General features: G+C 31.3%; 19 protein-coding genes. 14 read left to right on the top strand and 5 right to left on the bottom strand.

From position 1 onward, the window contains the following. Positions 1-29 precede the first annotated feature (29 nt). Positions 30-1,535: a toxin-antitoxin system YwqK family antitoxin gene (locus ACE193_RS02440; protein WP_375561432.1), complete on the top strand. Its 1,506-nt coding sequence runs from the start codon at positions 30-32 to the stop codon at positions 1,533-1,535. Positions 1,536-1,613: 78 nt separating this feature from the next. On the opposite strand, the gene ACE193_RS02435 is transcribed toward ACE193_RS02440, so the two are convergent. Next, on the bottom strand, positions 1,614-2,165 hold the full coding sequence (locus ACE193_RS02435) for an RNA 2'-phosphotransferase (RefSeq protein ID WP_375561431.1): 552 nt from the start codon (positions 2,163-2,165) through the stop codon (positions 1,614-1,616). A 386-nt stretch (positions 2,166-2,551) separates the two neighbouring features. On the opposite strand from ACE193_RS02435, the gene ACE193_RS02430 reads away from it, so the two are divergent. Next, positions 2,552-3,601: a PorP/SprF family type IX secretion system membrane protein gene (locus tag ACE193_RS02430; protein WP_375561430.1), complete on the top strand. Its 1,050-nt coding sequence runs from the start codon at positions 2,552-2,554 to the stop codon at positions 3,599-3,601. A 295-nt stretch (positions 3,602-3,896) separates the two neighbouring features. Then, the gene (locus ACE193_RS02425) at positions 3,897-4,934 is read left to right on the top strand and encodes an RluA family pseudouridine synthase (RefSeq protein WP_375563335.1); all 1,038 of its coding nucleotides are present in this window, start codon (positions 3,897-3,899) and stop codon (positions 4,932-4,934) included. A 47-nt stretch (positions 4,935-4,981) separates the two neighbouring features. Here the strand turns inward: ACE193_RS02425 and ACE193_RS02420 are convergent, their stop codons facing one another. Further along, positions 4,982-5,473: a thiol-disulfide oxidoreductase DCC family protein gene (locus ACE193_RS02420; protein ID WP_375561429.1), complete on the bottom strand. Its 492-nt coding sequence runs from the start codon at positions 5,471-5,473 to the stop codon at positions 4,982-4,984. Between the two features lie 132 nt (positions 5,474-5,605). Here ACE193_RS02420 and ACE193_RS02415 point away from each other — a divergent pair, with 132 nt between their 5' ends. The 9 genes from ACE193_RS02415 to ACE193_RS02375 all read left to right on the top strand — a co-directional run bounded on the left by ACE193_RS02415 (position 5,606) and on the right by ACE193_RS02375 (position 17,401). Then, the gene (locus tag ACE193_RS02415) at positions 5,606-5,821 is read left to right on the top strand and encodes a hypothetical protein (RefSeq protein ID WP_375561428.1); all 216 of its coding nucleotides are present in this window, start codon (positions 5,606-5,608) and stop codon (positions 5,819-5,821) included. A gap of 66 nt (positions 5,822-5,887) precedes the next feature. After that, entirely contained in the window at positions 5,888-7,102 is a 1,215-nt protein-coding gene (lhgO, locus tag ACE193_RS02410; protein ID WP_375561427.1) for an L-2-hydroxyglutarate oxidase, read from the top strand. Positions 7,103-7,176: 74 nt separating this feature from the next. After that, positions 7,177-10,305, top strand: a complete 3,129-nt coding sequence (locus ACE193_RS02405) for an Eco57I restriction-modification methylase domain-containing protein (protein ID WP_375561426.1) — start codon at positions 7,177-7,179, stop codon at positions 10,303-10,305. Between the two features lie 92 nt (positions 10,306-10,397). Next, on the top strand, positions 10,398-11,327 hold the full coding sequence (locus tag ACE193_RS02400; RefSeq protein ID WP_375561425.1) for a DUF4846 domain-containing protein: 930 nt from the start codon (positions 10,398-10,400) through the stop codon (positions 11,325-11,327). Between the two features lie 134 nt (positions 11,328-11,461). After that, positions 11,462-12,583: an FIST signal transduction protein gene (locus ACE193_RS02395; protein ID WP_375561424.1), complete on the top strand. Its 1,122-nt coding sequence runs from the start codon at positions 11,462-11,464 to the stop codon at positions 12,581-12,583. A gap of 160 nt (positions 12,584-12,743) precedes the next feature. Continuing rightward, positions 12,744-13,874 carry a SpoIIE family protein phosphatase gene (locus tag ACE193_RS02390; protein ID WP_375561423.1) on the top strand — a complete coding sequence of 377 codons (1,131 nt, stop codon included), beginning with the start codon at positions 12,744-12,746 and terminating at the stop codon, positions 13,872-13,874. A 16-nt stretch (positions 13,875-13,890) separates the two neighbouring features. Beyond that, positions 13,891-14,676, top strand: coding sequence for a GH25 family lysozyme (locus tag ACE193_RS02385; RefSeq protein WP_375561422.1), 786 nt, complete (start codon positions 13,891-13,893; stop codon positions 14,674-14,676). 131 nt (positions 14,677-14,807) lie between these two features. Beyond that, positions 14,808-15,743, top strand: a complete 936-nt coding sequence (locus tag ACE193_RS02380; protein ID WP_375561421.1) for a DMT family transporter — start codon at positions 14,808-14,810, stop codon at positions 15,741-15,743. Positions 15,744-15,997: 254 nt separating this feature from the next. Then, positions 15,998-17,401, top strand: a complete 1,404-nt coding sequence (locus tag ACE193_RS02375; protein ID WP_375561420.1) for a TolC family protein — start codon at positions 15,998-16,000, stop codon at positions 17,399-17,401. 158 nt (positions 17,402-17,559) lie between these two features. Here the strand turns inward: ACE193_RS02375 and ACE193_RS02370 are convergent, their stop codons facing one another. Beyond that, a complete protein-coding gene (locus ACE193_RS02370) occupies positions 17,560-19,191 on the bottom strand; it encodes an SUMF1/EgtB/PvdO family nonheme iron enzyme (RefSeq protein ID WP_375561419.1) in 1,632 nt (543 codons plus the stop codon). A gap of 40 nt (positions 19,192-19,231) precedes the next feature. Between ACE193_RS02370 and ACE193_RS02365 the strand changes: the two genes are divergently transcribed. Further along, complete coding sequence (locus ACE193_RS02365) at positions 19,232-20,200, top strand: hypothetical protein (RefSeq protein ID WP_375561418.1); 969 nt, start codon at positions 19,232-19,234, stop codon at positions 20,198-20,200. 155 nt (positions 20,201-20,355) lie between these two features. On the opposite strand, the gene ACE193_RS02360 is transcribed toward ACE193_RS02365, so the two are convergent. Together ACE193_RS02360 and rpiB are read right to left on the bottom strand one after the other, a co-directional pair. Beyond that, positions 20,356-21,813 carry a M17 family metallopeptidase gene (locus ACE193_RS02360; protein ID WP_375561417.1) on the bottom strand — a complete coding sequence of 486 codons (1,458 nt, stop codon included), beginning with the start codon at positions 21,811-21,813 and terminating at the stop codon, positions 20,356-20,358. Positions 21,814-21,898: 85 nt separating this feature from the next. Continuing rightward, the gene (rpiB, locus tag ACE193_RS02355; RefSeq protein ID WP_375561416.1) at positions 21,899-22,327 is read right to left on the bottom strand and encodes a ribose 5-phosphate isomerase B; all 429 of its coding nucleotides are present in this window, start codon (positions 22,325-22,327) and stop codon (positions 21,899-21,901) included. Positions 22,328-22,537: 210 nt separating this feature from the next. Between rpiB and ACE193_RS02350 the strand changes: the two genes are divergently transcribed. Further along, complete coding sequence (locus tag ACE193_RS02350) at positions 22,538-23,773, top strand: M48 family metallopeptidase (protein ID WP_375561415.1); 1,236 nt, start codon at positions 22,538-22,540, stop codon at positions 23,771-23,773. The last annotated feature ends 87 nt before the right edge of the window (positions 23,774-23,860 follow it).

The raw sequence follows: 23,860 nt of genomic DNA, 5'->3' as shown, positions 1-23,860 counted from the left end.
AGTAATTTATTAAAAAGAAAATAAACATAATGACGAATAAAAAAATAATCTATTTTTTAGCCTTTTTAATTTTATACAATCTTCCTTTGGTTGTTTTTGGACAGCTTTCAGCTTCGGCTCAAACGGCTGAAAATGAGCGTTTGAAGTCTGCTAATCAGAACGGAAGACGAGTTGCTCGCACGTATTATGATATGGATAACACCATTTTGAAGGCTGAATATTACTTTATTGGAAACGATAGCACAAATGTAGATGGAGAGTACAAACTTTTTCACGTAACAGGAGAGTTAAAATCTATTGCCACTTTTAAAGAAGGCGAAATACAAGGTAGAGCTATCGAATACTATCCAAATGGAAAAGAAAAATTAATTGGTTCATATAAAGAAGGAAAAAAAGATGGAATCTTTAAAGAATATTATTTTGAAGGTGGTTTGATGGCAGAATATGAATGTCAAGATGATAAAAGAAATGGAAATGCAAAAGTATATAATGAAAAACAAATTGTAGTACAGGAAGCAAATTATCAAAATGACCATTTAAACGGAATTATAAAAACATTTTATCCAGACGGAGAACTAAAAGCAAAAACACCTTTTGAATTAGATAAAATAAATGGGTTGGTAGAAGAATATTATCCAGATGGACAAATTAAAAGAATGATTACTTTCAAAAATCATAAACCAAACGGAGAAGAAAAAACATTTTATCAAAATGGAGTTTTGCGTACCACTACGACTTATTTGGATGGAGAAATGAGTGGCGATTTTAAAAGCTATTACGATAATGGAATCTTAGAGTTAGAGACCATAAATATTCATGGAAAAAAGAATGGATATTTTAGAAGATATACAAGAGATAGTGTTTTGGTGCAAGATGCAATCTATAAAAACGGACAATTACACGGAGATAATATTCTTTATTATGACAATGGAAAACTCAAGCAAGAAGTAAAATACCGTTCTGGACAACAACTTTCTTCCAAAATTTACAGAGAAAATGGAAATCTTGCAAAAGAAGTTGATTTTGGAAAAAGTATTAAAGATAGAAAAGAAACTCATTATTATGCTAATGGAAATAAAGAAAAACAAATTGAGGTTTCTGATGAAAAAAGAGCTGGCGAATGGAGTTATTTTTATTCAAATGGAGAGAAAAAAGTAACTGAAAATTATGAAAATGATAAGCTACATGGCAAACGTGAAACTTATTTTACAAATGGAAAAACGCATCTCAAAGAAGAATATGCCTTTGGACACAAAAAAGGAATTACAAAAGAATATAGCTCAAAAGGAGATTTGGTTTCCGAAATTGAGTATAAACTGAGCAAAAAGTGGGGTGTTGCTACTTATTATCACTCAAATGGAAAAATTTCGGCAGAAGGTCATTTTTACAAAGACATCAAAAACGGAAAATGGTATTACTACGATGAAGATGAAAGATTAAATAGAAGAGAAATCCATAGAAAAGGAAAAGTTTCTGCTGCAAAAACCTATAGAAAAGGAAAAGTACGTAAAAAATCTCCTTTTAAAAGAAGATAACCAAAACAAACGAAAAAGCATCTTGAAATGAATCAAGATGCTTTTTCGTTTGTAAGAGGAAATGTTATCATAATTTTTTTAATTTTCTTTCAAAAATTCTTTTGGAATAAAATCAGTAAGCCAAACGCCATTTTCTGAACAATAAAATTTTATTCCTGCTTCTTGCATTTTGTAGGTTTCAATTTTGAAAATATAAGGGTTTCCGTGTCTTGAACCTACTTTTTGAGCTGTTTCTGTATCAGCAGATAGATGAACATATTGACGACTACCTTTTATGATTCCATTTTTCAGAATTGAATCTACATTTTTTGTAGCTGTTCCATGATATAAAACTGGAGGAGGTGTAGTAGGCTGATAATTCATTTCCACATTGGTGGAATGCCCTTGATTAGCTCTTATTTTGGTTTTGTCTTCATTGAAAGCAAACCGTTGTTTATCATTATTTTCTACAATATATTCTAATTCTTCAAAAGTAATAGAATCTCCTTTTTTATAATTATTTATTTTTTCTAAGAAGTCTTTTGTATCTGTCCAGCCTCCTTCTTCTAATTTTAAGCCTACTGTTTCGGGTTGATGTCGAAGAAGTAAAGAGAAAAATTTACTTCGTTTTTTTGCTTTTTTAGCGTCCATAGTTATTTAGGTTAATTTCGTTTTTAATTCTAATTATTTCTTACCCAACCTAATTTTATACTCAAAAAGTTCTTTCGAATCCTTAAATTTTCAGAACAAAATAGTTACTAGGAAATAAATAAAAGTATGCAAACCGAATTTTAAATTAAAAAACTATGCTATTTTGATATAAAATTCTTTCATTTTATTGGTTTATATCTATTAGATAACGCAATTTTAACTTTTTAGAAGCGTTATTTTTTTAAGAATCGAACAAAAAATGCTAACTTGCGTACGATTTGTTTAGTGAAATAGATTAAAGTTTAATAAAACAGTTGAGAAAAGTCTATTTTTAACTAAAAAAAACCAGCTATAAAATTTCAAACATACCATTTATCATTACAACAATGAATTTAGAATTACTCAAAAAACCTTTGTGGAGTATTGCCTTACTCGCTTGTTTTGGTCTTTATTTCGGATTTCATAATACAGCTTCTGCACAAGACTTACAATTTTCACAATTTCATAATGCTCCTCTTTATCTCAATCCAGCTTTTGCAGGAATGCACCAAGGAGGAAGAATGACACTCAATTATCGCAATCAATGGCCTAGCTTAGATGTAAATTATATTACGTATGCAGGTGGTTTTGATTATTATTTCCCAAATATTCGTTCTTCTATTGGTGTAATAGCCAAAGTAGATGAGCAAAGTACAGGAATAACACCTTATAAAAGCACAGATGTTTCGCTTATTTATGCTTACATGATTCCTTTGAGTGATAGGCTTACTGTGCAGCCAGCTTTGCAAGTAGGCTATGTACAAAAAAGTGCTGGTTTTGTAGGACTTACTTTTCCAGACCAATTTAGTGATAGAGGATTTTTAGGAACACCAACAGAAGAAAGCTTTGCTCGTCAGCAGTTGGGTTATGTAGATATTTCAACAGGAGCAGTATTATTTGGACAAAATTTTTGGTTAGGACTTTCTGCTAATCATATCAACAGTCCTCCCGATAGTTTTATTGGAGATGAAAATCGCTTACCAATGAAAATATCATTCCATGGTGGTTATAAAGTAGATTTTGGAGGTCGTTATGATGACCGTACCAAAAGTATCACACCAAGCTTTATGTATAAAAAACAAGGCTCTTTTCAACAATTTAGTCTTGGCGCACATGGTGAGTATGCACCACTTTTGTATGGTCTTTGGTACAGAGGGTTTCCTATTGAGCAATCAACAAATAATTTTCCAAAACATGATGCTGTTGTGGCGATGTTAGGTGTTAAGTTTGGTGGTTGGGCATTAGCATATAGCTATGATTGGTCTATTTCAGAAGTAGCAGGTGCAAGAGCAAATTCTCACGAAATTTCTTTAGTATTTAATTTTGGAGGAAAAGATGATGTAAATTGTCCAAACCCATTCTCTGAACCACGTTATAAAGGCGCACGTTATCGTTAAATATACTGTTCAGTAAGACAATTTTATATAGATATTTTCAAAATTCCTATCAGATTGAAATTCAATTTGATGGGAATTTTTGTGTCTAAGAAACTCAATTCTTACAAAAATGATAAGACAACCAAAACTATTACCTATTTTTGTAAAAAAATGTATGGATTTTATTTCCCAATAACGAAAAGACAAAGTGAATACAGACAACGAAAACAATGAATTTACAGAAAGTGAATTTATAGAAAGTGAAAAAAAAGACAATACTGAAAAGGTTGAGGAGACTCAAACTCCAAAAATTGAAATGGCAGAGCCTTTAGACGAGCCTTTCGATGATTTGGAAGATGACGAAGACGAAGAAAATCTCTATGAGCATTATCGTATAAAAGTAGATGGAAAACAGTTGTTGTTGCGTATCGATAAGTATTTGATGGAACGTTTGCCTAGAGTTACTCGCAACCGTTTGCAGACTGCTATCAAAGGTGGATATGTAAAAGTAAACGAAAAGCAAGTAAAGCCTAGTTATAAAGTGTTGCCTCATGATATAATTACGGTTCGTTTGCCTGACCCTGTGCGTGATTTGAAAGCCGTTGAGCCTGAGAATATTCCTTTAGATATTGTTTATGAAGACAAAGATTTAATGATTGTTTTCAAACCTGCAGGAATGGTTTCGCACCCAGCTACTGACAACTGGACAGGAACACTTGCCAATGCAGTAGCCTATCACATGCAACAAAATGGAGAAAAATTCTTAGGACTTTCTCATCGAATAGACAAAAATACAACAGGGATTTTAGTAATTGCCAAAACCCCTGAAGCTAGGGATTTTATAGGAAAACAATTTTTTCATCACACTATTGAGCGTACTTATTATGCTTTAGTTTGGGGAGAAGTAAAAGAAGATAAAGGAACAATAAAAGGACATATTGCACGAGGACGAAATGACCGTCGAATTATGTCAGTTTTACCAGATGGAGAAAGAGGAAAACATGCCGTTACACATTATAAGGTAATTAAGCGTTTGCGTTATGTTACCTTGGTACAATGTAACCTTGAAACAGGAAGAACACATCAAATTAGAGCGCACATGAAACACATTGGGCATCCTCTTTTTGGAGATTCTTTTTATGGTGGAAATAAAATTTTACAAGGTTCTGTGTTTTCAAAATACAAATCATTTGTAGAAAATTGTTTTACTATTTTGCCAAGACAAGCACTTCACGCAAAATCTTTAGGATTCGAACACCCAACCACTAAAGAATGGATTCAGTTTGATTCAGAATTACCTCAAGATATTGTAGCTGTGATTGAAAAATGGGAGAATTATGTGAAATATACGTAAGGAACGATTACGAATTAAAGATTACGGAAAATACAGAAATTAACTGGTTACTGGTTACTATTGACTGGTAACTGACTAGGTAACTGTTCAACAAATTTTGCTTTCAGTTCAGGTGTAGGAATTCTACATTCATTTTTCTGACCAAACCAACTATATCTATTTTTGGCAACAAGATTATAAATTCCATTTCTTAAAAATGTAGGTACAATTCTGAAAATACTAAAATATTTCCAACCTCCTGACAGTCCTGCTGCAATACGTAGAGCTGCTGTGGATTTGGTTTTTATTTTTCCGTTTTCATAAACAATCATAGAGTCAAAGTCGCTTGTATTTCTATCAAAATGAGCTAAAAGAGCTTGCCCAAATTCGGATTGTAGAGATGCAAAATAAAAATGATTGTTTGTATCTTTATCGATAACAAAATTAATAGCACTGTTACAAAGGTTACACACACCATCAAACAAAATGATAGTTTTATCTTTGGCTATTTCTTGAAAAGTTGCTTTTTGTAGTTCTTTATTTTGAGTAATAGTTTCCACTTGTAAGCTATTTTAGTTTATTGATTTGATTGAGTACAAATTTATACTTTGATTTTACGTAAAACAAAGTAAATTGTTGTTTTGTTTTAAGTATCTAGCAGCTTAGAAGCTGTTGTTGATATTAATTAAATTATGGAAGAGAATTTAAAAGAAGAATTTGAAAATTTCTTGCGTTCAAAAAAAATTAGTCCAAAACTATTCAAAGAAGCTGAAAAAGAGCGTTTTGAAGAATGGCAAGTTTTATTTTCTGCCGTTCATCCAAAAAGTTTTGTGATGCAAAAACTACATTTGATAAATGATATTCGAAGAAAATACCATATTGATAAAGATACAAAACAAGATATGTAAATTATTGTATTATCCTGTAATTTATCATACAAATCATATAAATCACTCGCTAATCAGTTATAAAAAATGAAATACGATATACTAATTGTTGGAGGTGGAATTGTCGGACTTGCTACGGCTTATCAACTTCTTTTGGCTCGTCCTTCCATCAAACTCCTTCTCATAGAAAAAGAAAATTCGATTGCAAAACACCAAACTGGAAATAATAGTGGTGTCATTCATTCGGGTATTTATTACAAACCTAATAGTTTGAAAGCTATAAATTGTATTGGTGGCTATGAAATGCTATTAGATTTTTGTGAGAAAGAAAATATAGCTTTTGATAAATGTGGTAAAATTATCGTTGCCACAAAAAATGAAGAACTGCCAGCACTAAAAAATATTTATGATAGAGGATTGGAAAATGGTCTGACAGGACTTATAAACATAAAAAAAGAAGAGATTGCAGATTACGAACCTCACGTAAAAGGAGTAGCAGGAATTTTTGTTCCCCAAACAGGAATTATCGATTATAAAACTGTTTGTCAAAAATTAGCACAAAAAATAGAAGAACTGGGAGGATATATCCATCTTTCAGAAAAAGTAGAAAACATAAAACTCAACGATGAAACAAAAGGAAATGTTACTCTAGCAAAAGTAATCACTTCAAATTCAGAATATCAAACAAGTTTGGTCGTAAATTGTGCAGGTCTGTATTCGGATAAAGTTACCAAAATGACAATGCCTGATGCGCCTATCAAAATAATTCCGTTTAGAGGAGAGTATTATAAACTTGTTCCAGACAAAAAGCATTTAGTCAAAAACTTAATTTATCCTGTTCCAGACCCAAATTTCCCTTTTTTGGGTGTGCATTTTACAAGAATGATAAATGGAGATGTAGAAGCAGGACCCAATGCAGTTTTGGCTTACAAACGTGAAGGATATAAAAAAACAGATATTTCAGTTTCTGAACTCTTAGAAACGCTTACTTTCAGTGGTTTTCAAAAGGTAGCTCTCAAGTATTGGAAAACAGGATTGGGAGAAATTCATCGTTCGTATTCCAAAAATGCGTTTACAAAAGCCTTACAAGAGCTTATTCCAGAAGTACAAAAACAAGATTTGATTACAGCCGATGCAGGTGTAAGAGCGCAAGCCTGCGATAAAGACGGAGGGCTTTTAGATGATTTTAAGATTTTGGAAAAACAAGGCGTTATTAATGTTGTTAATGCACCTTCGCCAGCAGCTACTTCTTCGCTTTCGATTGGAAAGACAATTTCTGAAATGGCTTTGGAGAGAGTTTAATTTGATTTTGAATATCAATCAAATTAAGTTAATTTTATCTAATCAAGTTTTCTAATTCGTAATTGTCTTTATAAATGGGTTTATTTCAATATTCGGTTCTCAAAAATCATCTCAAATTTTTACCTAAAGACAAACTAGAAATAGCGTGGCAAAAATTTGTGGAGCATTTTCATAATCCAATTATTCAAGAAAATATAAGAGCTTCGAAAGAAGAACAATATCAAGAAGGATTTTTGAATGATTTGTTTGTAAATGTATTTGGGTATGTCAAAAATCCAAATCCGTCTTTCAACCTTACCACCGAACTCAAAAATATCAAAAATGCTAAAAAAACAGATGGCGCACTGCTTCGTAGAGGAAATGCCTTTGCTGTTATTGAGCTGAAAGGAATGGACACAACAGACCTTTCTAGAGTAGAAACTCAAGCATTTGGATACAAAAATAATCAGGCTGATTGTAACTACGTAATTATTTCAAACTTCGAAAAGCTGCGTTTTTATATCGATACTACTATCGAATTTGAAGAATTTAATCTTTTTACACTTACAAGAGAGCGTTTCGAAATTCTTTATTTTTGTTTGTCTTTCGAAACTTTGCTTCGTGATGACAAACCCAAAAAAGCAAAAGAAGAATCAATAAATAAAGAAGAAAGTATTACAAATGCTTTATATAAAGATTATTCTAATTTTAGGGATGATGTTTTCAAGAATATTCAACAATTAAATCCTAAGTATGACAAACTTACACTTTTCAAAAAAACACAAAAACTGCTAGACCGTTTTTTGTTTATTTTCTTTGCCGAAGACAAATTATTACTTCCTCCAAATCTCAACACAACTATCATTGAGGAATGGAGATGTTTAGAAGAAATACATGATATAAAAATGCCTTTGTATGAAAAATACAAACTCTATTTTAATTATCTTTATGTAGGCAAAAAAAATAAAAAGCATGCTATTTTTCCTTATAATGGTGGACTTTTCGCTACGGATAAATTATTAGACAGTCTTAAAATTGATGATGCACTTCTGCTTCGTCATACACAAAAGATAAGTTTGTATGATTTTGATAGTGAGGTAAGTGTAAATATTTTGGGGCATATTTTCGAACATTCTATGAATGAGTTTGAGGAAATACAAGCCGAAATAGAAGGAAACGAATTTGAAATACAGACCACAAGAAGAAAAAAAGATGGCGTTTTTTATACACCAAAATACATCACAAAATATATCGTAGATAATACAGTCGGAAAACTCTGTCAAGAACAAAAACAAGAATTAGGTTTGTCGGAAGAGCTTTTAGAAAAAAACTATGAAATAGAAAACGGAAAGTCAATCAAGGACAAAAAAATAAGTCAAGAATTAAAATCTAAAATTGAAAGTTACAGAAATTGGCTCTTAGAACTAACCATTTGCGACCCTGCCTGTGGAAGTGGTGCTTTTCTGAATCAAGCTCTAGAGTTTTTGATAACAGAACATAATTATATCTACGAATTAGAATTAAAACTTATCGGAACAGCTCTTATTGATACAGAATTAGAAAACAAAATATTACAAAAAAATATCTTTGGAGTAGATATAAATGAAGAATCTGTCGAAATTGCAAAACTCTCTCTTTGGTTACGAACAGCACACCAAGGACGAAAACTAACGACACTCAATGAGAATATAAAATGTGGTAATTCATTAATTGATGATAAAGAAATTGCAGGAGAAAAAGCATTTAATTGGAAAAAAGAATTTCCTACTGTTTTTAAAGGAAAGAATAGTGGGTTTGATGTTGTTATTGGGAATCCTCCGTATGTTAGAGCAGATACAGAAGATACAAATTTTATTAAACAAAGAAAGTTTTTAGATAATTCTAAAGAGTATGAAACACTTTATGAAAAGTGGGATTTGATGGTTCCGTTTTATGAAAGAGGTCTCAAAATTTTGAAAAAAAGTGGTTATCATGGCTTTATCGCATCAAATTCCATAAGTACCTCAAAATATGCTTTAAGGTTACAAGAATGGATTTTAGCTACAAAAAATTTAATTTCCATTAATTATTTTGAAGATATTGAGGTGTTTAAAGGTGTAGGAGTAATTCCGATTATTACAATTATCAAAAATGAACCTTGTAACTTAGAGTTTTATAAAATAATTCATCAAAAAGAATTTGAAAATCAGTTAGTTATTCATCAAAAATTTTCAACTAAAGATGACATCAAACCTATAAAAGTTTTTAAGAAAAATTATGTAGAAAGTAATCTAAAAGTTGATGTAGATTTGCTTGGTGATATGTGTTATATAAGTAAAGGAATGGTAATAAATGCAGATGAAAAAACAGCAAAAGGAGAATTTGCAAAAGATGATTTGATTAGTTTTGTAGAAACAGAAATCAACACAAAACCCTTTATAGAAGGAAAAGATTTGAAAAGGTATGAAATAGAACAAATTAAATTTTTGGAATGGAATACTGAAAGAGTCCCTAGTAAATTAAGTAGAAAAACTTTTCCTGAGCTTTATAAAGGAAATAAAATTTTGAGAGGTGCTGTAACACAAGGAACATTTGATAATACAGGAATAATTTGTAATCATGGAGTTATTGTTTTCAAACTTTATAATGATTTAAAAGGATTAGAACAAAGAAGTATTGAAAATGCTATCAAACGTCATAATGGACATACACGAGCAGAAGTAGAAGTTATTTCTAGTCATTATGATTTGAAATATATTCTTGCAATTCTAAATTCAAGCTATGCGATGCACTTTTTGAATAATATTAGAAGACATAGACTAAAAAATTATTTTTACCCTGATGATTTTAGAAAACTTCCTATTGCAAGAATTTCAAAAGAATCTCAACAGACTTTTATAGATTTAGCTGATAAAATGCTTTCTTTGAATGAAGAGTTTTCTAGTAAAAAAGCTCGTTTTTTGCGTAGCTTATCAAATAGTTTTGAGCTAGAAAAAATGCCTAAGAAATTAGAGAATTTTTATGAGCTTGATTTTAGAGGTTTTTTGAAGGAACTAGAAAAGAAAAAAATAACGCTTTCCCTTTTCAAACAAGAAGAATGGCAAGATTATTTTGAAGCAAATAAAAAAGAAGTTTTGACTATTTACAATCAAATACAAACGACTGATAAGCAGATAGATAATTTGGTTTTCGAACTCTATGGATTGAGTGAAGCAGAAATTGAAATCATTAATAATAATAAATGATGTTTATTAATTTAGGCACTTTGCCTTGTGGCTTAGATTTTGGTTTTGTTTAGGATAAAGGAAATTATCTACAACTACAAAATCAAAAATGTATGAAAACTAACATCACTTTCTTATTGCTATCTGTTTTATTCATTGTCCTTGGAATTGGTTTATTTGGAGCATGTAGTTCTGATTCCACGAATATAAAAAAAAGTTATTCTACTGAAATTGTAAATGAGTTAGATAATTCTGAAAAACCTATTGAGAATAATTCAGTTGATGAAAAAACAATAAAAAATGTAGAACAAATTTATCAAATTCCATTACCTCAAAATTATAGTAGAAAAGAAGTTTCTTCAACCTCTTTTGCCCATTATCTCCGTCATATTTCATTAAAACCTCAAAATACGCCTGTAAAATTATACAATGGAGAGCTTAAAAATTATCAACAAGTTCATTATAGAGTGCTTGATATTTCTGTTGGAAAACGAGATTTACAACAGTGTGCTGATGCTGTGATGCGTCTTCGTGCCGAATATTTATTCAAAAACAATCAAAAAGACAAGATTTCATTCAATTATACCAGTGGAGATGCAGCTATTTATGAAAAATGGTCAAAAGGCTACCGTCCTTCTATTAAAGGAAATAAAGTGAGTTGGGTTTTGAAATCCAAAGTAGATACAAGTTATACTAATTTTTTGAAGTATATGGATAATGTTTTTATGTATGCAGGTTCGGCTTCTTTGAGTAAAGAATTAAAATCAAAAAACATACAAGATATTGAAATAGGAGATGTTTTTATACAAGGAGGATTTCCAGGGCATGCTGTTTTGGTAGTTGATGTGGCGATTCATTCAGAAACAAATAAAAAGATATTTTTAGTGGCTCAAAGCTACATGCCTGCACAAGATATTCATATTTTGAATAATTTTAATGATGATACAATAAGTCCTTGGTATGAAATTCCGACAAATAAATCTGATAAAATCTTTACTCCTCAATGGACATTTGAGCAAAATGACTTAATGAGTTTTGACTAAAAAAAGTGCAATAACTATCTTGATTTATTTCAAATTTATTCTTTGAATTTATTCTATTAAAAGCTATATTGCTAATGTTAAGACAGGTATTTTATTATCATTTTTACAATTATCTATTATTAATCTATTTTTTTATGCAAGCAAAAAATTTTCATGCTGATTCGGTTTCTTCTTTAGAAAATCAACTTCAAAAACATACAGCAGCAGATTTTAGCCCTACATTAGCTTTTGTTTTTGCATCAGTTGCTCACGATATAGATGCCATTTCAAGTTCATTTGACAATTATGATATTCAGCTTGTTGGTTGTACTACTTCTGGTGAGTTTGTCAATGAAGAAGTAAGTGATGAAGCAATAGCTGTTTTACTTTTGGACATGAAGAAAGAAAATTTTTCTATTTATATAGCCGAAGAAGAAGATACTGTTTTGGCAGCTAAAAATGCAGCAACAGATTCAAAAGAAAAATTTGAAAATCCAGCTTTAATAGTTTTTTCGGGTGGACTTGCAACAAATGGAGATGATATTATAAAAGGAGTAAACGAAGTAGGAAATTATCCACTCTTTGGTGGACTTGCAGGAGACGATTTTAAGATGCAAGCCTCTTATGTTTTTACCAATAATAAAAAATCAAATAAAGCACTTTTATTTTTAGCTATTGATAAAGAAAATGTAACCATTTCAGGACTTGCTACAAGTGGTTGGAAGGCTGTCGGTACACCAAAAATAGCGACAAAAGCAGAAGGAAATATCCTTTATACGATTGATAATGAACCTGCATTAGATGTTTTCTTGAAATATTTTGATATTCCAGTTCCTAATGACCGTCGTAAAGATATTGTTGCAGAAGTGGGAATGAAATATCCTTTACAACTTCAACGAGATGGATATACGACACTTCGTGCGCCACTTATGGCAAATGATGATGGTGCGCTTATTTTGGCTGGAGAAGTTCCACAAGGCTCATCAATGTTTTTTTCGATGCCACCAGATTTTGATGTCATTGACCAATCCATAGAAGATTTAGGAACACTTAAAGATGAGTTTCCAGAAGCTGATGCACTGATTTTGGTTTCTTGTATTGCTCGTCATTTGGCTTTAGGACCTATGATAGAAGGAGAATTAGAAGGATTACAAAAACTTTGGAATGCGCCTTTGATTGGTTTCTTTTCGTATGGAGAAATAGGAACTATAAATGGTGCTAGTGTATGTGATTTGCATAACGAAACTGTTTCTTTAATTCTTTTAAAAGAGAAATAAGAAAGTGAAGTTGTTTAAAAATAATACTGCCTTTGTTGCTATTTTAGCGTAGCGACACCAACAAAAATACGTACAATTCATCCTTAAACAACTTTAGTATTTTTAAGAAAAATCGACAAAAATTACTTACTACTATTTTTACTTATTAATTTTCTTTGATTTGAATTTAGCAAAATATATTGAAGCATTTAAAACTCATGTTCTTGAAGGTTCACTTTCAGAAGAACAAGAAAAAGAACTAGCTCAACTTTTTAAAAAAGTTGAGAGTGAGATAACAATGGCTAATTTTAAATATGAAAAAACAGCTAAAGAAAAAAAATCATTAGAAAAACTTTTAGCACAAACTATCAAAGAGTTAGAAACAAAGAATGATAGTTTGGCTCAAACAAATGTGCAACTTTCTTCCATGGAAGAAGAATTGCGTCAGAACTCCGAAGAATTAGTAATTCTTAATGAAGGTTTAGAGGAGAGAGTTCAACAGGCTGTTTCAGATATTGAGAATCAAAAAGAACTTTTAGAGATAAAAAATAAACATATTTTGGATAGTATCAATTATGCAAAACGTATCCAAAGAGCAATGCTTTTGTCAGAGGAAGAAGTGATTAGTATTTTTCCTAGTAGTTTTATTTTCTTTTCTCCCAAAGATATTGTTTCAGGCGATTTTTATTGGTTGGCTAAAGTAAATGAATATCGTTTTGTGGCTGTAATAGATTGTACAGGACATGGAGTACCAGGAGCTTTTATGAGTTTGATTTTGAATGATGGACTAAATGAAATAGTGAGGTTACGAAATATATACGAACCAGCCATAATTTTGGAACAACTTCATATTCATGTCATGAATGCTCTTAGACAAAAAGGAAGTGCTAATCGTGATGGAGCAGATATGTCTTTGTGTGTCATTAATGATAAGCTAAATACACTAACTTTTTCGGGGGCAAGGCAAAATTTAGTCTTTTTTAAAGAGAATGAATTAATTGAACTAAAAGCAAATCGACAATCTATTGGAGGATATATTAAAAATGAGGATTTACAAAAATTTACTTCTCATATTATAGATTTATCTTCTTACAAAGATTCTTATTTTTATCTCTCTTCTGATGGATTTGCCGACCAATTTGGAGGAGAGAATGAAACTAAATTATTACGTCAGAATTTTAAAAAGAAACTTCAAAAAATCTGTACATCAGATTGTAAAACACAATATAAAGAACTCAAAAAATATTTTCAAAATTGGAAAGGAGACTATGATCAAATTGATGATGTGCTAGTAATTGGATTTAAAGCTTAAAAATCAACACTAAAGAATGAAAACAAAACTTTTTATTTTATTATTCTCACTCTTATTATTTGATGTAGAAGCCCAATCTACAAAAACAACTTCGTTCATCAAACCTTGGAACGACACAGAAAAACCTATTATTATTGATGTTTATTCTAAAAATGATTATACCATAAATCAAATCACGAAAGAAAAAAGAATAAAGGGAATTATCCACAAACTATCAGAAGAAGACAGTAGTATTTTTTATAAGAGAAGAAAAGAAGCCTACAAAAATGACTTGCTTTTTGGTTCGTATTGGTTACCCAAGCATAATACAGATGGAAAAAAACAAGCTGATGAATATCTGCAACTGGTAGGAGAAGAGTATATAAAAAAAGAGTTTTTGGCTTTAGATTTTGAAAAGCACAAAACGACAAATGAATTTATTTCTCCTTATAATGCGTATCTTTTCGTAACTCGTATTTATGAAAAAACAGGACGTTATCCTCATATTTATTCTTCTCGTTCGAATCTTAAAAAGTTAGAAAACTCTCTCTACACACATGTTTTTGAAAAGTGTAAACTATGGATTATCGCTCTTACAGAAGATGGAGATATTACAGAAACATTTGAAGAGGAAATTGAAAATAGCAAGAAAATATGGACAACTTATTCGCTTTGGCAATTTGGTTGTGAAATGAATTGTTGTTCAGATACTGTAAATGAAGAAAAACCTTGTTTTTATAAAGTTGATGGGCTAGAATGTGGAATAGATTATAATATTTATAATGGAAATGAAAAAGAGTTAATCAAAAATTGGGGTTCTTGATTCTATTAAAATACCTCAAAAAATAAGAATTTATAGGAACAAGTCTTTTTATAAAAACTACCTTTGCGCTTGATTCAAAATAATTAAAATGAATCATTTTTTCTGCAAAAAAAAGTAATTTTATTCTTCCTATGAACAGCTCTACTTCTACCAAAAATCCTCTTGTTTTATCTTGGTTTCTTCTTTTTTTGCTTGCTCTTATTTGGGGAAGTTCTTTTATTTTGATGAAAAGAGGTTTGCTAGTTTTTTCCCCTTTAGAAATTGGTGCGCTGCGTATTTCGGCTGCGTTTGTGGCTCTGTTGCCTTTTGCTGTATTTCATGCACGAAAAATTCCGAAGTCAAAATGGAAATATTTGCTTATTTCAGGACTTTTGGGGAATGCTATTCCTGCTGTACTTTTTCCACTTGCCCAAACTCGGCTTCTGAGTTCGGTTACAGGCGTTTTGAATGGACTTACACCCCTTTTTACTGTTTTAGTTGGTGCGCTTTTTTTTAGTCAAACACTCAAATACAAACAATTAGTAGGTTTAGGAATTGCTTTTATAGGTGCAGGACTTTTGAGTATTGCCAAAAAAGGAGGAGGTTTTGGAGATATAAATATGTATGTTGCTTTTGTAGTTTTGGCAGCGTTTTTTTATGCGATTAGTCTAAATGTCATTAAAAGTAACCTTTCAGAAGTGGCTTCCTTTCCGATTGCTTCTTGTGCTTTTCTTACTGTGGGCATTCCTTCTATTTTGTTTTTGTTTTTTGGAACACCTTTCCTTTCTCATTTCCAAGAAGCGCAAGAAATTACTACACAAACGACGATTATTCCTCCTATTGCTTTAGTGTGGAAATCTTTTTTTTATATCGTTATTTTAGGAGTTGTCGGAACAGCAATAGCTTTGATTATTTTTAATAAAGTGATTCAGTTAAATGATGCCGTTTTTGCAAGTACAGTAACTTACTTCATTCCGATTGTAGCTATTTTTTGGGGAGTAATTGATGATGAACCTTTACAATCTGGACATTTTATTGGAATGGTTTTGATTATTTTTGGTGTTTTTGTGGCAAATAGGTGGAAATAAATAAAGTCAAAAGTATGAAATCAGAAGTCAGAAGTAATACGATGGAATAAAGTAAGAAATAATTTAAAAATGTATTCTCGCTAGAAATCTGTGTTAAAAAATGAAGCTCTACTTTTAAAAATTCTTAATCTATTCTTATTTCCGTATCCTTTTGTAAGGAATTGAGTTGTTTTGTAACTGCTTATTAAACAATTAAAAATTATGAGTATAATTTACCTCTAATTGCTAATTTATTATCTATTCATTTCTATTTTATGAAAAATATTTCCTCGTTCGGTTATCAATTTTATTTTATTTTTGTTCTAGTAGTTATTTTTTCTTTGGTTTTTTCCTCTAGTTTTGCACAAACAAATTCTACTCAAAATCAAGTTTTTAAAACTACAAATTCTACGCTTACACTGCAAGAAGCAATCGCTCAAAGTTTGAAAAATAACTATGGAATTTTGATAGAAAGACAACGTATAGAACAAGCAACACTCAATAATAATTGGGGTGAAACTGGGCGTTTTCCAACCATAAATCTTCTTTTACAACAAAATAATGGTGTAAATAATATAGACAATCCTGCTTCATTTTTGTCTGGAAATGTAATCAATAATAGCATTCAACCTGCTCTGAATGTAAATTGGGTAATTTTTAATGGATTCAGAACCAAAATAGCCAAACATCGTTTGGAACAGTTGCAGGAAGAATCAGAAGGAAATGCAGAAATTGTTATTCAAAATGCCATTCAAGCTGTTATTTTGGGATATTATAGAGTTATTTTGGAAAAAGAACGTATTGATGTTCTCAAAAAAGTACTGAATTATTCAAGAGACAGAAATAAATATTCTGATGTACAAATAGAATTAGGAACTGCCACAACTGCCGAAACACTTCTTACCAAAACCAATTTTCTAACAGATTCTATTAATTTAATCAATCAAGAATTAGTGTATAGAAATGCTGTTCGTGATTTGAATGTTTTGATGGGAGAAAAAGAAGTAGACAAAGTATATGAGATAAATGAAAAACTACAAGCCCCAGCAGAAACGTATCAGTTTGATGATTTGGAAAAACAAATGCTTGAAGCAAACCCAGATTTGAATCGTCTTTTGATTTCTCAAGCTATTCTGCACGATGCAACATTATTAAATCAAGCTGCTATTATGCCTCAGCTTTCTCTTTCAGCAGGAAACTCATATAATTACAACAGACAGGATTTGAGTCAAGCTACTTTTTCAGGTGACCGTGCAGCACCCACAGAGCCTATAAATGCAACGACAACAAACTATTTTCTCAACTTTAATTTATCATTTACTCTTTTTAATGGAGGACAGCTAAAACGAGCTGTTCAGAGAGCCAAAATTTCGGAAAATATAGGGAGTCTTTCTATCGACCAAAACAAACTTACGCTTTCAAGAGATTTGGCTAGAGCTTTTGATTTGTATAATGTCAGAAGGCAATTATTAGCCTTATCGACAGAAAGTAAAAATGTATCTGAACAAAATTTACAGATTTTGGAAGAGCGTTATAATTCAGGTTTGATAAATTCTTTTGATTATCGTCAAATTCAAAATGCTTTTCAAAATGCTGCTTTTAATGAATTACAGGCAACTTATAATTTGATTGATGCAAATACGACTTTGATTAGACTTACAGGAGGTTTAACAAAGTAAGAAGTCAGAGGTTTTAATGTAGGACAAAGGCTCGCCTTTAACTGTATTTGTATTTTTTGAATTAAAAACAAACTATTGCAACAAGTCAAAGGCAAGCCTCTGACCTACAAATAACATAAATTCTGTTACTTCTTACCTCTGATTTCATACTTTTTACTTTATCTTCCTCCTCGCCCTCCAGTTGTTCCACGTCTATTTTGGTTTTTGAGTGTTGAATAATAACGAGCCGAAACTGATAAATCTCTAAAATCTCCAACTGGATAGGTTACACTGTCCCATGCGCCACCACGAACAATAAAACCTTCTATTACATCAAAGGAAAGAAAATCAGCATTTCCATTTTCATCTAAAGAACCGTTTCCTACTTGATTTCTTTGAAAATTTAATGTATTTGAATTATTTATTTTTACAGAGTATTCCCAAACATTTCCACTTAGTTCTAGTACACCCCAAAAACTTGCGCCTGCTTGCAAACGCAATTCAAAATCTGAATTAGAAAAGTCTAAACCCTTTGCCCCAAAACCATTTCTCAAAACACCATTTAGTTGATTAAATTCTATCCCAGAGTTATAAGGCGCAAGTCCTGCCGAATCTATACTATTTGCTAATTCTGAAACTGTTTCACTTTCTGTCCCATCATTTTGTATTGTATTTGCATCGATAATATAAGGAGTTCCCCAAGAAAATTCACCTTTTAGAGGATTTGTTATTCCTCGTGCAGCTTTTTCAAATTCTAGTTCTGTAATTGGTCGTAAGGCTGCCCAATCCAAAAAAGCAGCTATATCTTTTGCATTTAGCCAATTACAAGCTCTGTATTTTCCCTCTTTAATTTCATAAATTGCAGGAATATTTAAGTTTTCATTTCCTTTTTCTTTTATAACAATAGAATTACGTAAAAGTGTATTTGAAGAAATAGCTAAAGCAGGTGTATTTGCATCACTTTCTGGAGAGTTTGCCGTTCTGTTTAATTGCTGTTTGAAAGTCAAAGTGTTGAGGAAATCTGTATATTGACTTTGATTAATTTCATATTTCATAATCCAAAAACCGTTGTAACCTTTCGGAAAAGTAGCAGGAATATTTGATTTTGGAAATTCTTCTTGTTCATTATTTCCATACAAACTATTCTCATTTGTTCCTACCAAGATTTCATTTTCAGAGTTTATCAAAAATGGTTTTATATCTGTGCTGTCATTAGTTTGTGTTGCTTTTCGCAGTGCATATTGTGAGTGAACCCCATCACCTACAAAAAAACCTCCTTCATCTACCCAAACCATTTCGACAGCATAAAGTGCAATATCATACACCCCAAATTGATTTTTTATTTCATCAGGTAATTTTATAGAAATAGAAGTTTGAGAAATTCCGTTTTTTTCTTCTCTTATAATTGATTTTAAAAAAAAGCCTCCTTTGTCTCTGATAGTTTCTAATTCTGTGTCTAACAATTCATTTGTATCAGAATTTATAAAAACTTCATTTTCTGATAAATAAATATGTTTCCAAGTGTAATCATTTGTTCGTATCTTTAAAAAACACCAAACACCATCTCTGAAAGTAAAATTATTTTTGTGTGTAGAAGACTGATTTTCTGAAGCAATGGTAAGTTCTTTGTTAAAAAACCAACTGTTTTCCCATTTTACCGTACACTCTAAAAAGTTATTTTCTGTAATCACTAAATTTTCTATTTTTACATTATTGGCAAAGCTACTTTTTGAAAGAGTAACTAATAAAAAACTACCAATTAGTAGTGAAAAAATGGCTTTTAATTTTCTTTTTTGATTGTCTTGTATCATTTTAATTTTATCTGAATTTTTGAAAAATTATATTCCTTTTATGAAAAATATATGTACTGCTAATTCTCTATTGAACTTGTTTGTTTTGGGTTTTGTATCTATTTTATCTCTACAAACAACAAGTGTATTGGCTCAAGGTTGTAGTGATGCAGGTTTTTGTACGATGGGAGCAATGCGCCCAGACCAACCTTTTAGCAAAAAAATCAATATTCGTCTTCGTTCTGTTAGTTTGACACAGTATATTGGACTTACTAAATTTGATGACAAAATTCTTTCTTATGTTGCTGAAGCAAATGTAGGCATTTCTGATAGATGGCAAGCACAAATTAAACTTCCTTATACTTTTGTACAAGGACCTTTAGCAAACACACAAGGTGTTGGAGATATTTCACTTAGTTTGACAAGAACGCTTATTCAGAAAAAAGAATGGCAATTAAATGCTACTTTGGGAGCAAAAATACCTACAAATGACGCAAATTTCAAAAATGACACAGGATTAGCTTTACCAATGTATTATCAAAGTAGTTTGGGAACGTATGATGTAATTGCAGGAATTGCATTTATTAATGAAAATTTCTTGTTTGCAGCAGGAGTTCAACATCCTTTCAATCAAATAGATAATGGTTTTAAATGGGGGATTTGGCAAGAAGACCCACTTTTTGAAACAGCAACTCATTATCCTGTTGCTCAACTTTTGGATAGAGGAACAGATGCAATGCTAAGAGCAGAATATAATCTTCGTTTTTCAAAGTGGAGTATGAATATTGGAATTTTGCCTATTTATCGTTTTACACCTGATATTATTACAAGCCCACAAACAGGAGAAAGGGTAGAAGTAGAAGATAGTAAAGGTGTTGCTGTTAGTGGACTTATTGGAGGAACATATAACTTTTCGGTACGCTCAAGTCTAAAATTACTTTTAGGAAAACAATTACAAAAACGCTACACAAATCCTGATGGGCTTTCAAGAGAATGGGTAAATACAATTACGTATCAGTATAGATTTTAATACAAAGAAGAGGGTAGGTTTTAGGATGTGTTGATAAAAACTTTGTCAGTAGTTTTTTGGTAATCCAAAACAACTCTGACAATAGTTTAACGCATAAACTATTGACAGCCTTGTGAAAGGACTGTCAAAGTTGAAAAATTCTAAAAAACAAATTTCTAAGAAAATTGTTCTATCAAGAAATGATATAATGTTCTGACACCTGTTCCTGTTCCATTTTTTCCTCTATAACTAGAAGGTTTCATAAGATAAGCTGGAGCTGCAATATCCATGTGAATCCAATCAAAATCCACAAAATGCTCTAAAAATTTTCCTGCAATGATTGCGCCTGCAAAATTTCCACCTACATTTTTTATATCAGCAACATCAGATTTTAAATACTCTTTATATTCATCCCATAAAGGAAATTCTACCAAACGCTCATAGGTTTCTCGTCCACTTTTTTCTAAAGCTCTTTTTAATAATTCGTCAGCATTTCCCATAAAAACTGTTCCTTCTTCTCCTATGGCACGCACAGCATTTCCTGTTAGTGTTGCCAAATCAATCACTAATTCGGGTGCTAATTCTTTGGCATAATCTAGCGCATCAGCCATAATTAATCGTCCTTCGCCATCTGTATTTGTGATTTCTACCGTCAGACCACTTCGCATCGTAATTACATCGCCTGGAACTAACCCTTTATTACTGATTGAATTATCTGTAATTGGTAAAAGTCCGACTACATACAATGGAATATTATTTTTGGCAAGTGCATAAATAAGTCCGACAACACTTGCAGAACCTCCCATATCTGATTTCATAATTTCTAATGCAGACATTGAAGTTTTGATATTCGAACCACCAATGTCAAAAGTAACTCCTTTTCCTACCAAAACAATAGGTGTATCGTTGGTAGCCTCTTTTGGCGAATAGGTAATTTTTGCAAAAATGGCATCTTCATGACTAGCTTGTGAAACTCCCAAAAGTCCTCCCATTCTTTCAGCTTTTATGCGTTCTTTATCCCAAATTTCAGTTTCAAATCCTGCTTCTTTTCCTAATTCTTCTATTTTTTGTCCATACAAAGAGGGGTTTTTGAAATTAGGTGGGTCATTTACCAAATCTCTAGTCAGCCAAACGGCATCACAAAGTGTAGTTAGTTTCTCTAATTCTTCTTGTTCGATGTTTTCTGTCTCATTTGAAAAAACAACTTCTACTTGTAATGTATTTCTAAAATAATCTTCTGAATTTCCTTTTTTCTCATAACTATAACTTCCTAAATTCAACCCTTCCAAAAAACAAAGAACACTTTCTTTACTCAAAACAGCATCAGAAAAAACTTGTAATTTATTGATTGCATGTTGTTGGATAAGCCCTGCAACCCAATTTCCTTGATTACGCATTTTTTCTTTGTGAACATAACTTTCCTGTGTAGGGGCAAGATAAGGAACAGCAAAAACAACTTGGTTATCCAAAAAAACAGGTGTTGGATGTTGTTCATTTTCAAAAAAATGAATCAATGAAGAAACAGGAAACGTATCAGAAAAAGTAGAAGGAAGGTTATCAAAGTTTTCGCCAAGCAAGTAAATACAAGGGATAGATTCTGAAAGATGCTCACGAACAGTAAAGAAAATTTGCATAAAAAAGGTAAATAAAAAAATACGTGTATAGACTAGCTAGAACAGATTGGTTTTGGAAAAGGTTTTGATTTTAATTGAATAAAAATTAACAAGAAATTTTTTCAACTCTTTTTTGGTGTCTTCCACCTTCAAATTCTGTTTTTAAGAAAGTTTCGACCATTTTTTGAGCCAACTCTTGACTTACAAAACGAGCAGGAATACAAATCACATTTGCATTATTATGCTGACGAGCAAGAGCAGCTAATTCTTCATTCCAGCAAATAGCAGCACGAATATCAGCGTGTTTGTTTGCACTCATAGCAATTCCATTTCCACTTCCACAAATCAAAATTCCTATTTCGGTTTCTTTATTGGTAACAGAATTTGCCAAAGGATGTGCAAAATCAGGATAATCTACCGAATCCGAACTATCTGTACCAAAATTTTTGATTTCATGACCCAAATTAGTCAAATAATTTTGTAAAAACTCTTTGTATTCTGTTCCTGCGTGGTCGTTTGCTATTGAAATTTTCATGAAAAATAAGTGTAATTTATTCAAAAGGAATAATGAATGTATAATTTTGCCGAAAAATACGGATTTTAAACTAATATAGAAAGTATCTGAAATTGTATTTTTTATAAATCATAAAAACAATTTTTATTTTAAACCAAAAAATCATTTTGAAGTTATAACAAAATAAATCAGTTAAAACATTTTTTTGAATAGTAATTAAACGATAACTTAATGAATGCATCTCAAATCCTAATTCTTATTATTGCTATTTTGGTAGGTAATTTTTTATTAGAAAATTTCTTAGAATGGCTAAACTCTCAAAAACAACCTGCTCATTTGCCCAATCAATTCTCAGATATTTATACAGAAGATGAGTACCAAAAATCAAAAGCCTATAAAAAATCAAATGCAGCTTTTTCATTGATTAGTAACTCAATTAGTTTTATTCTTACACTTGCTTTTCTTATTACAGGCTCTTTTGGTTGGTTAAGTGAATATTTAGAAGTTTATTTTCAAAATCCAATTTGGCATGCACTTGCTTTTTTTGGTGTAGTTACAATAGCTTCTTCGCTTTTGGGGCTGCCTTTTTCTTTATATCATACTTTTGTAATTGAAGAAAAATTTGGGTTTAACAAAACAACAAAGAAATTATTTTTTACAGACAAACTCAAAGGACTTGTGCTTGGTGCAGTTGTGGGAGGAATTATAGGCTATGTTCTTTTATATCTTGTCTTAGAGATTGGTAAGAATTTTTGGATTTACTTTTGGATAATTATTACAATTTTTTCTGTCGGAATGCAGTTTTTTTATGCTTCCTTGATAATGCCACTTTTCAACAAACTCACTCCTTTAGAAGATGGCGAACTTAGAGAAGCGATTGAAGAGTATGCAGGAAGTGTTTATTTTCCCCTTCAAAATATCTTTGTAATTGATGGCTCAAAACGCTCTACAAAAGCAAATGCTTTTTTTATGGGATTTGGCAAGCAAAAGAAAGTAGTTTTTTATGATACAATTTTAGAAAAACACTCAACGGAAGAATTAGTGGCTATTTTTGCTCACGAAGTAGGACATTACAAAAAACATCATATTCTTCAAATGATGGCAATTTCTATTGTTCAAACTGGGTTTACTCTTTTTATATTAGCTCAGATTATTTTTAATAAAGAAATTTCTTTGGCGTTAGGTGCAAATGAATGGCAAATCCATTTGAATATGGTTGCTTTTGGCTTTCTTTATTCGCCTATTTCTACAGTTACAGAAGTTTTATTTAATATTTTTTCTCGTAAGAATGAATATGAAGCTGATAATTATGCAAAGGAAACCTACGGAAGCAAACCACTTGCAACAGCTCTCAAAAAACTTTCTGCTGATTCGCTTTCCAATCTGACACCACATCCTTGGTATGTATTTTTTAATTATTCACATCCTCCACTTAGTGAGCGTTTGAAAGCAATGGAAGAGGAATAAAGTAAGAAGTTAGAAGTATGAATCAAGAAGTAAATACAGAATAAAGTTAGAGGTTAGAATTAAGAATCTTGGATTCAACTGATAAAC

Source organism: Bernardetia aquimarina (genome assembly GCF_042180575.1).
Classification (GTDB): Bacteria; Bacteroidota; Bacteroidia; order Cytophagales; family Bernardetiaceae; genus Bernardetia.
Note: the sequence above shows the minus strand (reverse complement) of the source record. Positions and strands in the feature narration are given on the sequence as shown.

Excerpts from the sequence above, each read along its gene's own strand:
- ACE193_RS02405 (WP_375561426.1), top strand. The coding sequence starts at position 7,177 with ATGGGTTTATTTCAATATTCGGTTCTCAAAAATCATCTCAAATTTTTA.
- ACE193_RS02370 (WP_375561419.1), bottom strand. The coding sequence starts at position 19,191 with ATGATACAAGACAATCAAAAAAGAAAATTAAAAGCCATTTTTTCACTA.
- ACE193_RS02400 (WP_375561425.1), top strand. The coding sequence starts at position 10,398 with ATGAAAACTAACATCACTTTCTTATTGCTATCTGTTTTATTCATTGTC.
- ACE193_RS02430 (WP_375561430.1), top strand. The coding sequence starts at position 2,552 with ATGAATTTAGAATTACTCAAAAAACCTTTGTGGAGTATTGCCTTACTC.
- ACE193_RS02395 (WP_375561424.1), top strand. The coding sequence starts at position 11,462 with ATGCAAGCAAAAAATTTTCATGCTGATTCGGTTTCTTCTTTAGAAAAT.
- rpiB (WP_375561416.1), bottom strand. The coding sequence starts at position 22,327 with ATGAAAATTTCAATAGCAAACGACCACGCAGGAACAGAATACAAAGAG.
- ACE193_RS02375 (WP_375561420.1), top strand. The coding sequence starts at position 15,998 with ATGAAAAATATTTCCTCGTTCGGTTATCAATTTTATTTTATTTTTGTT.
- ACE193_RS02360 (WP_375561417.1), bottom strand. The coding sequence starts at position 21,813 with ATGCAAATTTTCTTTACTGTTCGTGAGCATCTTTCAGAATCTATCCCT.
- ACE193_RS02435 (WP_375561431.1), bottom strand. The coding sequence starts at position 2,165 with ATGGACGCTAAAAAAGCAAAAAAACGAAGTAAATTTTTCTCTTTACTT.
- ACE193_RS02350 (WP_375561415.1), top strand. The coding sequence starts at position 22,538 with ATGAATGCATCTCAAATCCTAATTCTTATTATTGCTATTTTGGTAGGT.
- ACE193_RS02385 (WP_375561422.1), top strand. The coding sequence starts at position 13,891 with ATGAAAACAAAACTTTTTATTTTATTATTCTCACTCTTATTATTTGAT.
- ACE193_RS02425 (WP_375563335.1), top strand. The coding sequence starts at position 3,897 with ATGGCAGAGCCTTTAGACGAGCCTTTCGATGATTTGGAAGATGACGAA.
- ACE193_RS02380 (WP_375561421.1), top strand. The coding sequence starts at position 14,808 with ATGAACAGCTCTACTTCTACCAAAAATCCTCTTGTTTTATCTTGGTTT.
- lhgO (WP_375561427.1), top strand. The coding sequence starts at position 5,888 with ATGAAATACGATATACTAATTGTTGGAGGTGGAATTGTCGGACTTGCT.
- ACE193_RS02365 (WP_375561418.1), top strand. The coding sequence starts at position 19,232 with ATGAAAAATATATGTACTGCTAATTCTCTATTGAACTTGTTTGTTTTG.
- ACE193_RS02440 (WP_375561432.1), top strand. The coding sequence starts at position 30 with ATGACGAATAAAAAAATAATCTATTTTTTAGCCTTTTTAATTTTATAC.
- ACE193_RS02415 (WP_375561428.1), top strand. The coding sequence starts at position 5,606 with ATGGAAGAGAATTTAAAAGAAGAATTTGAAAATTTCTTGCGTTCAAAA.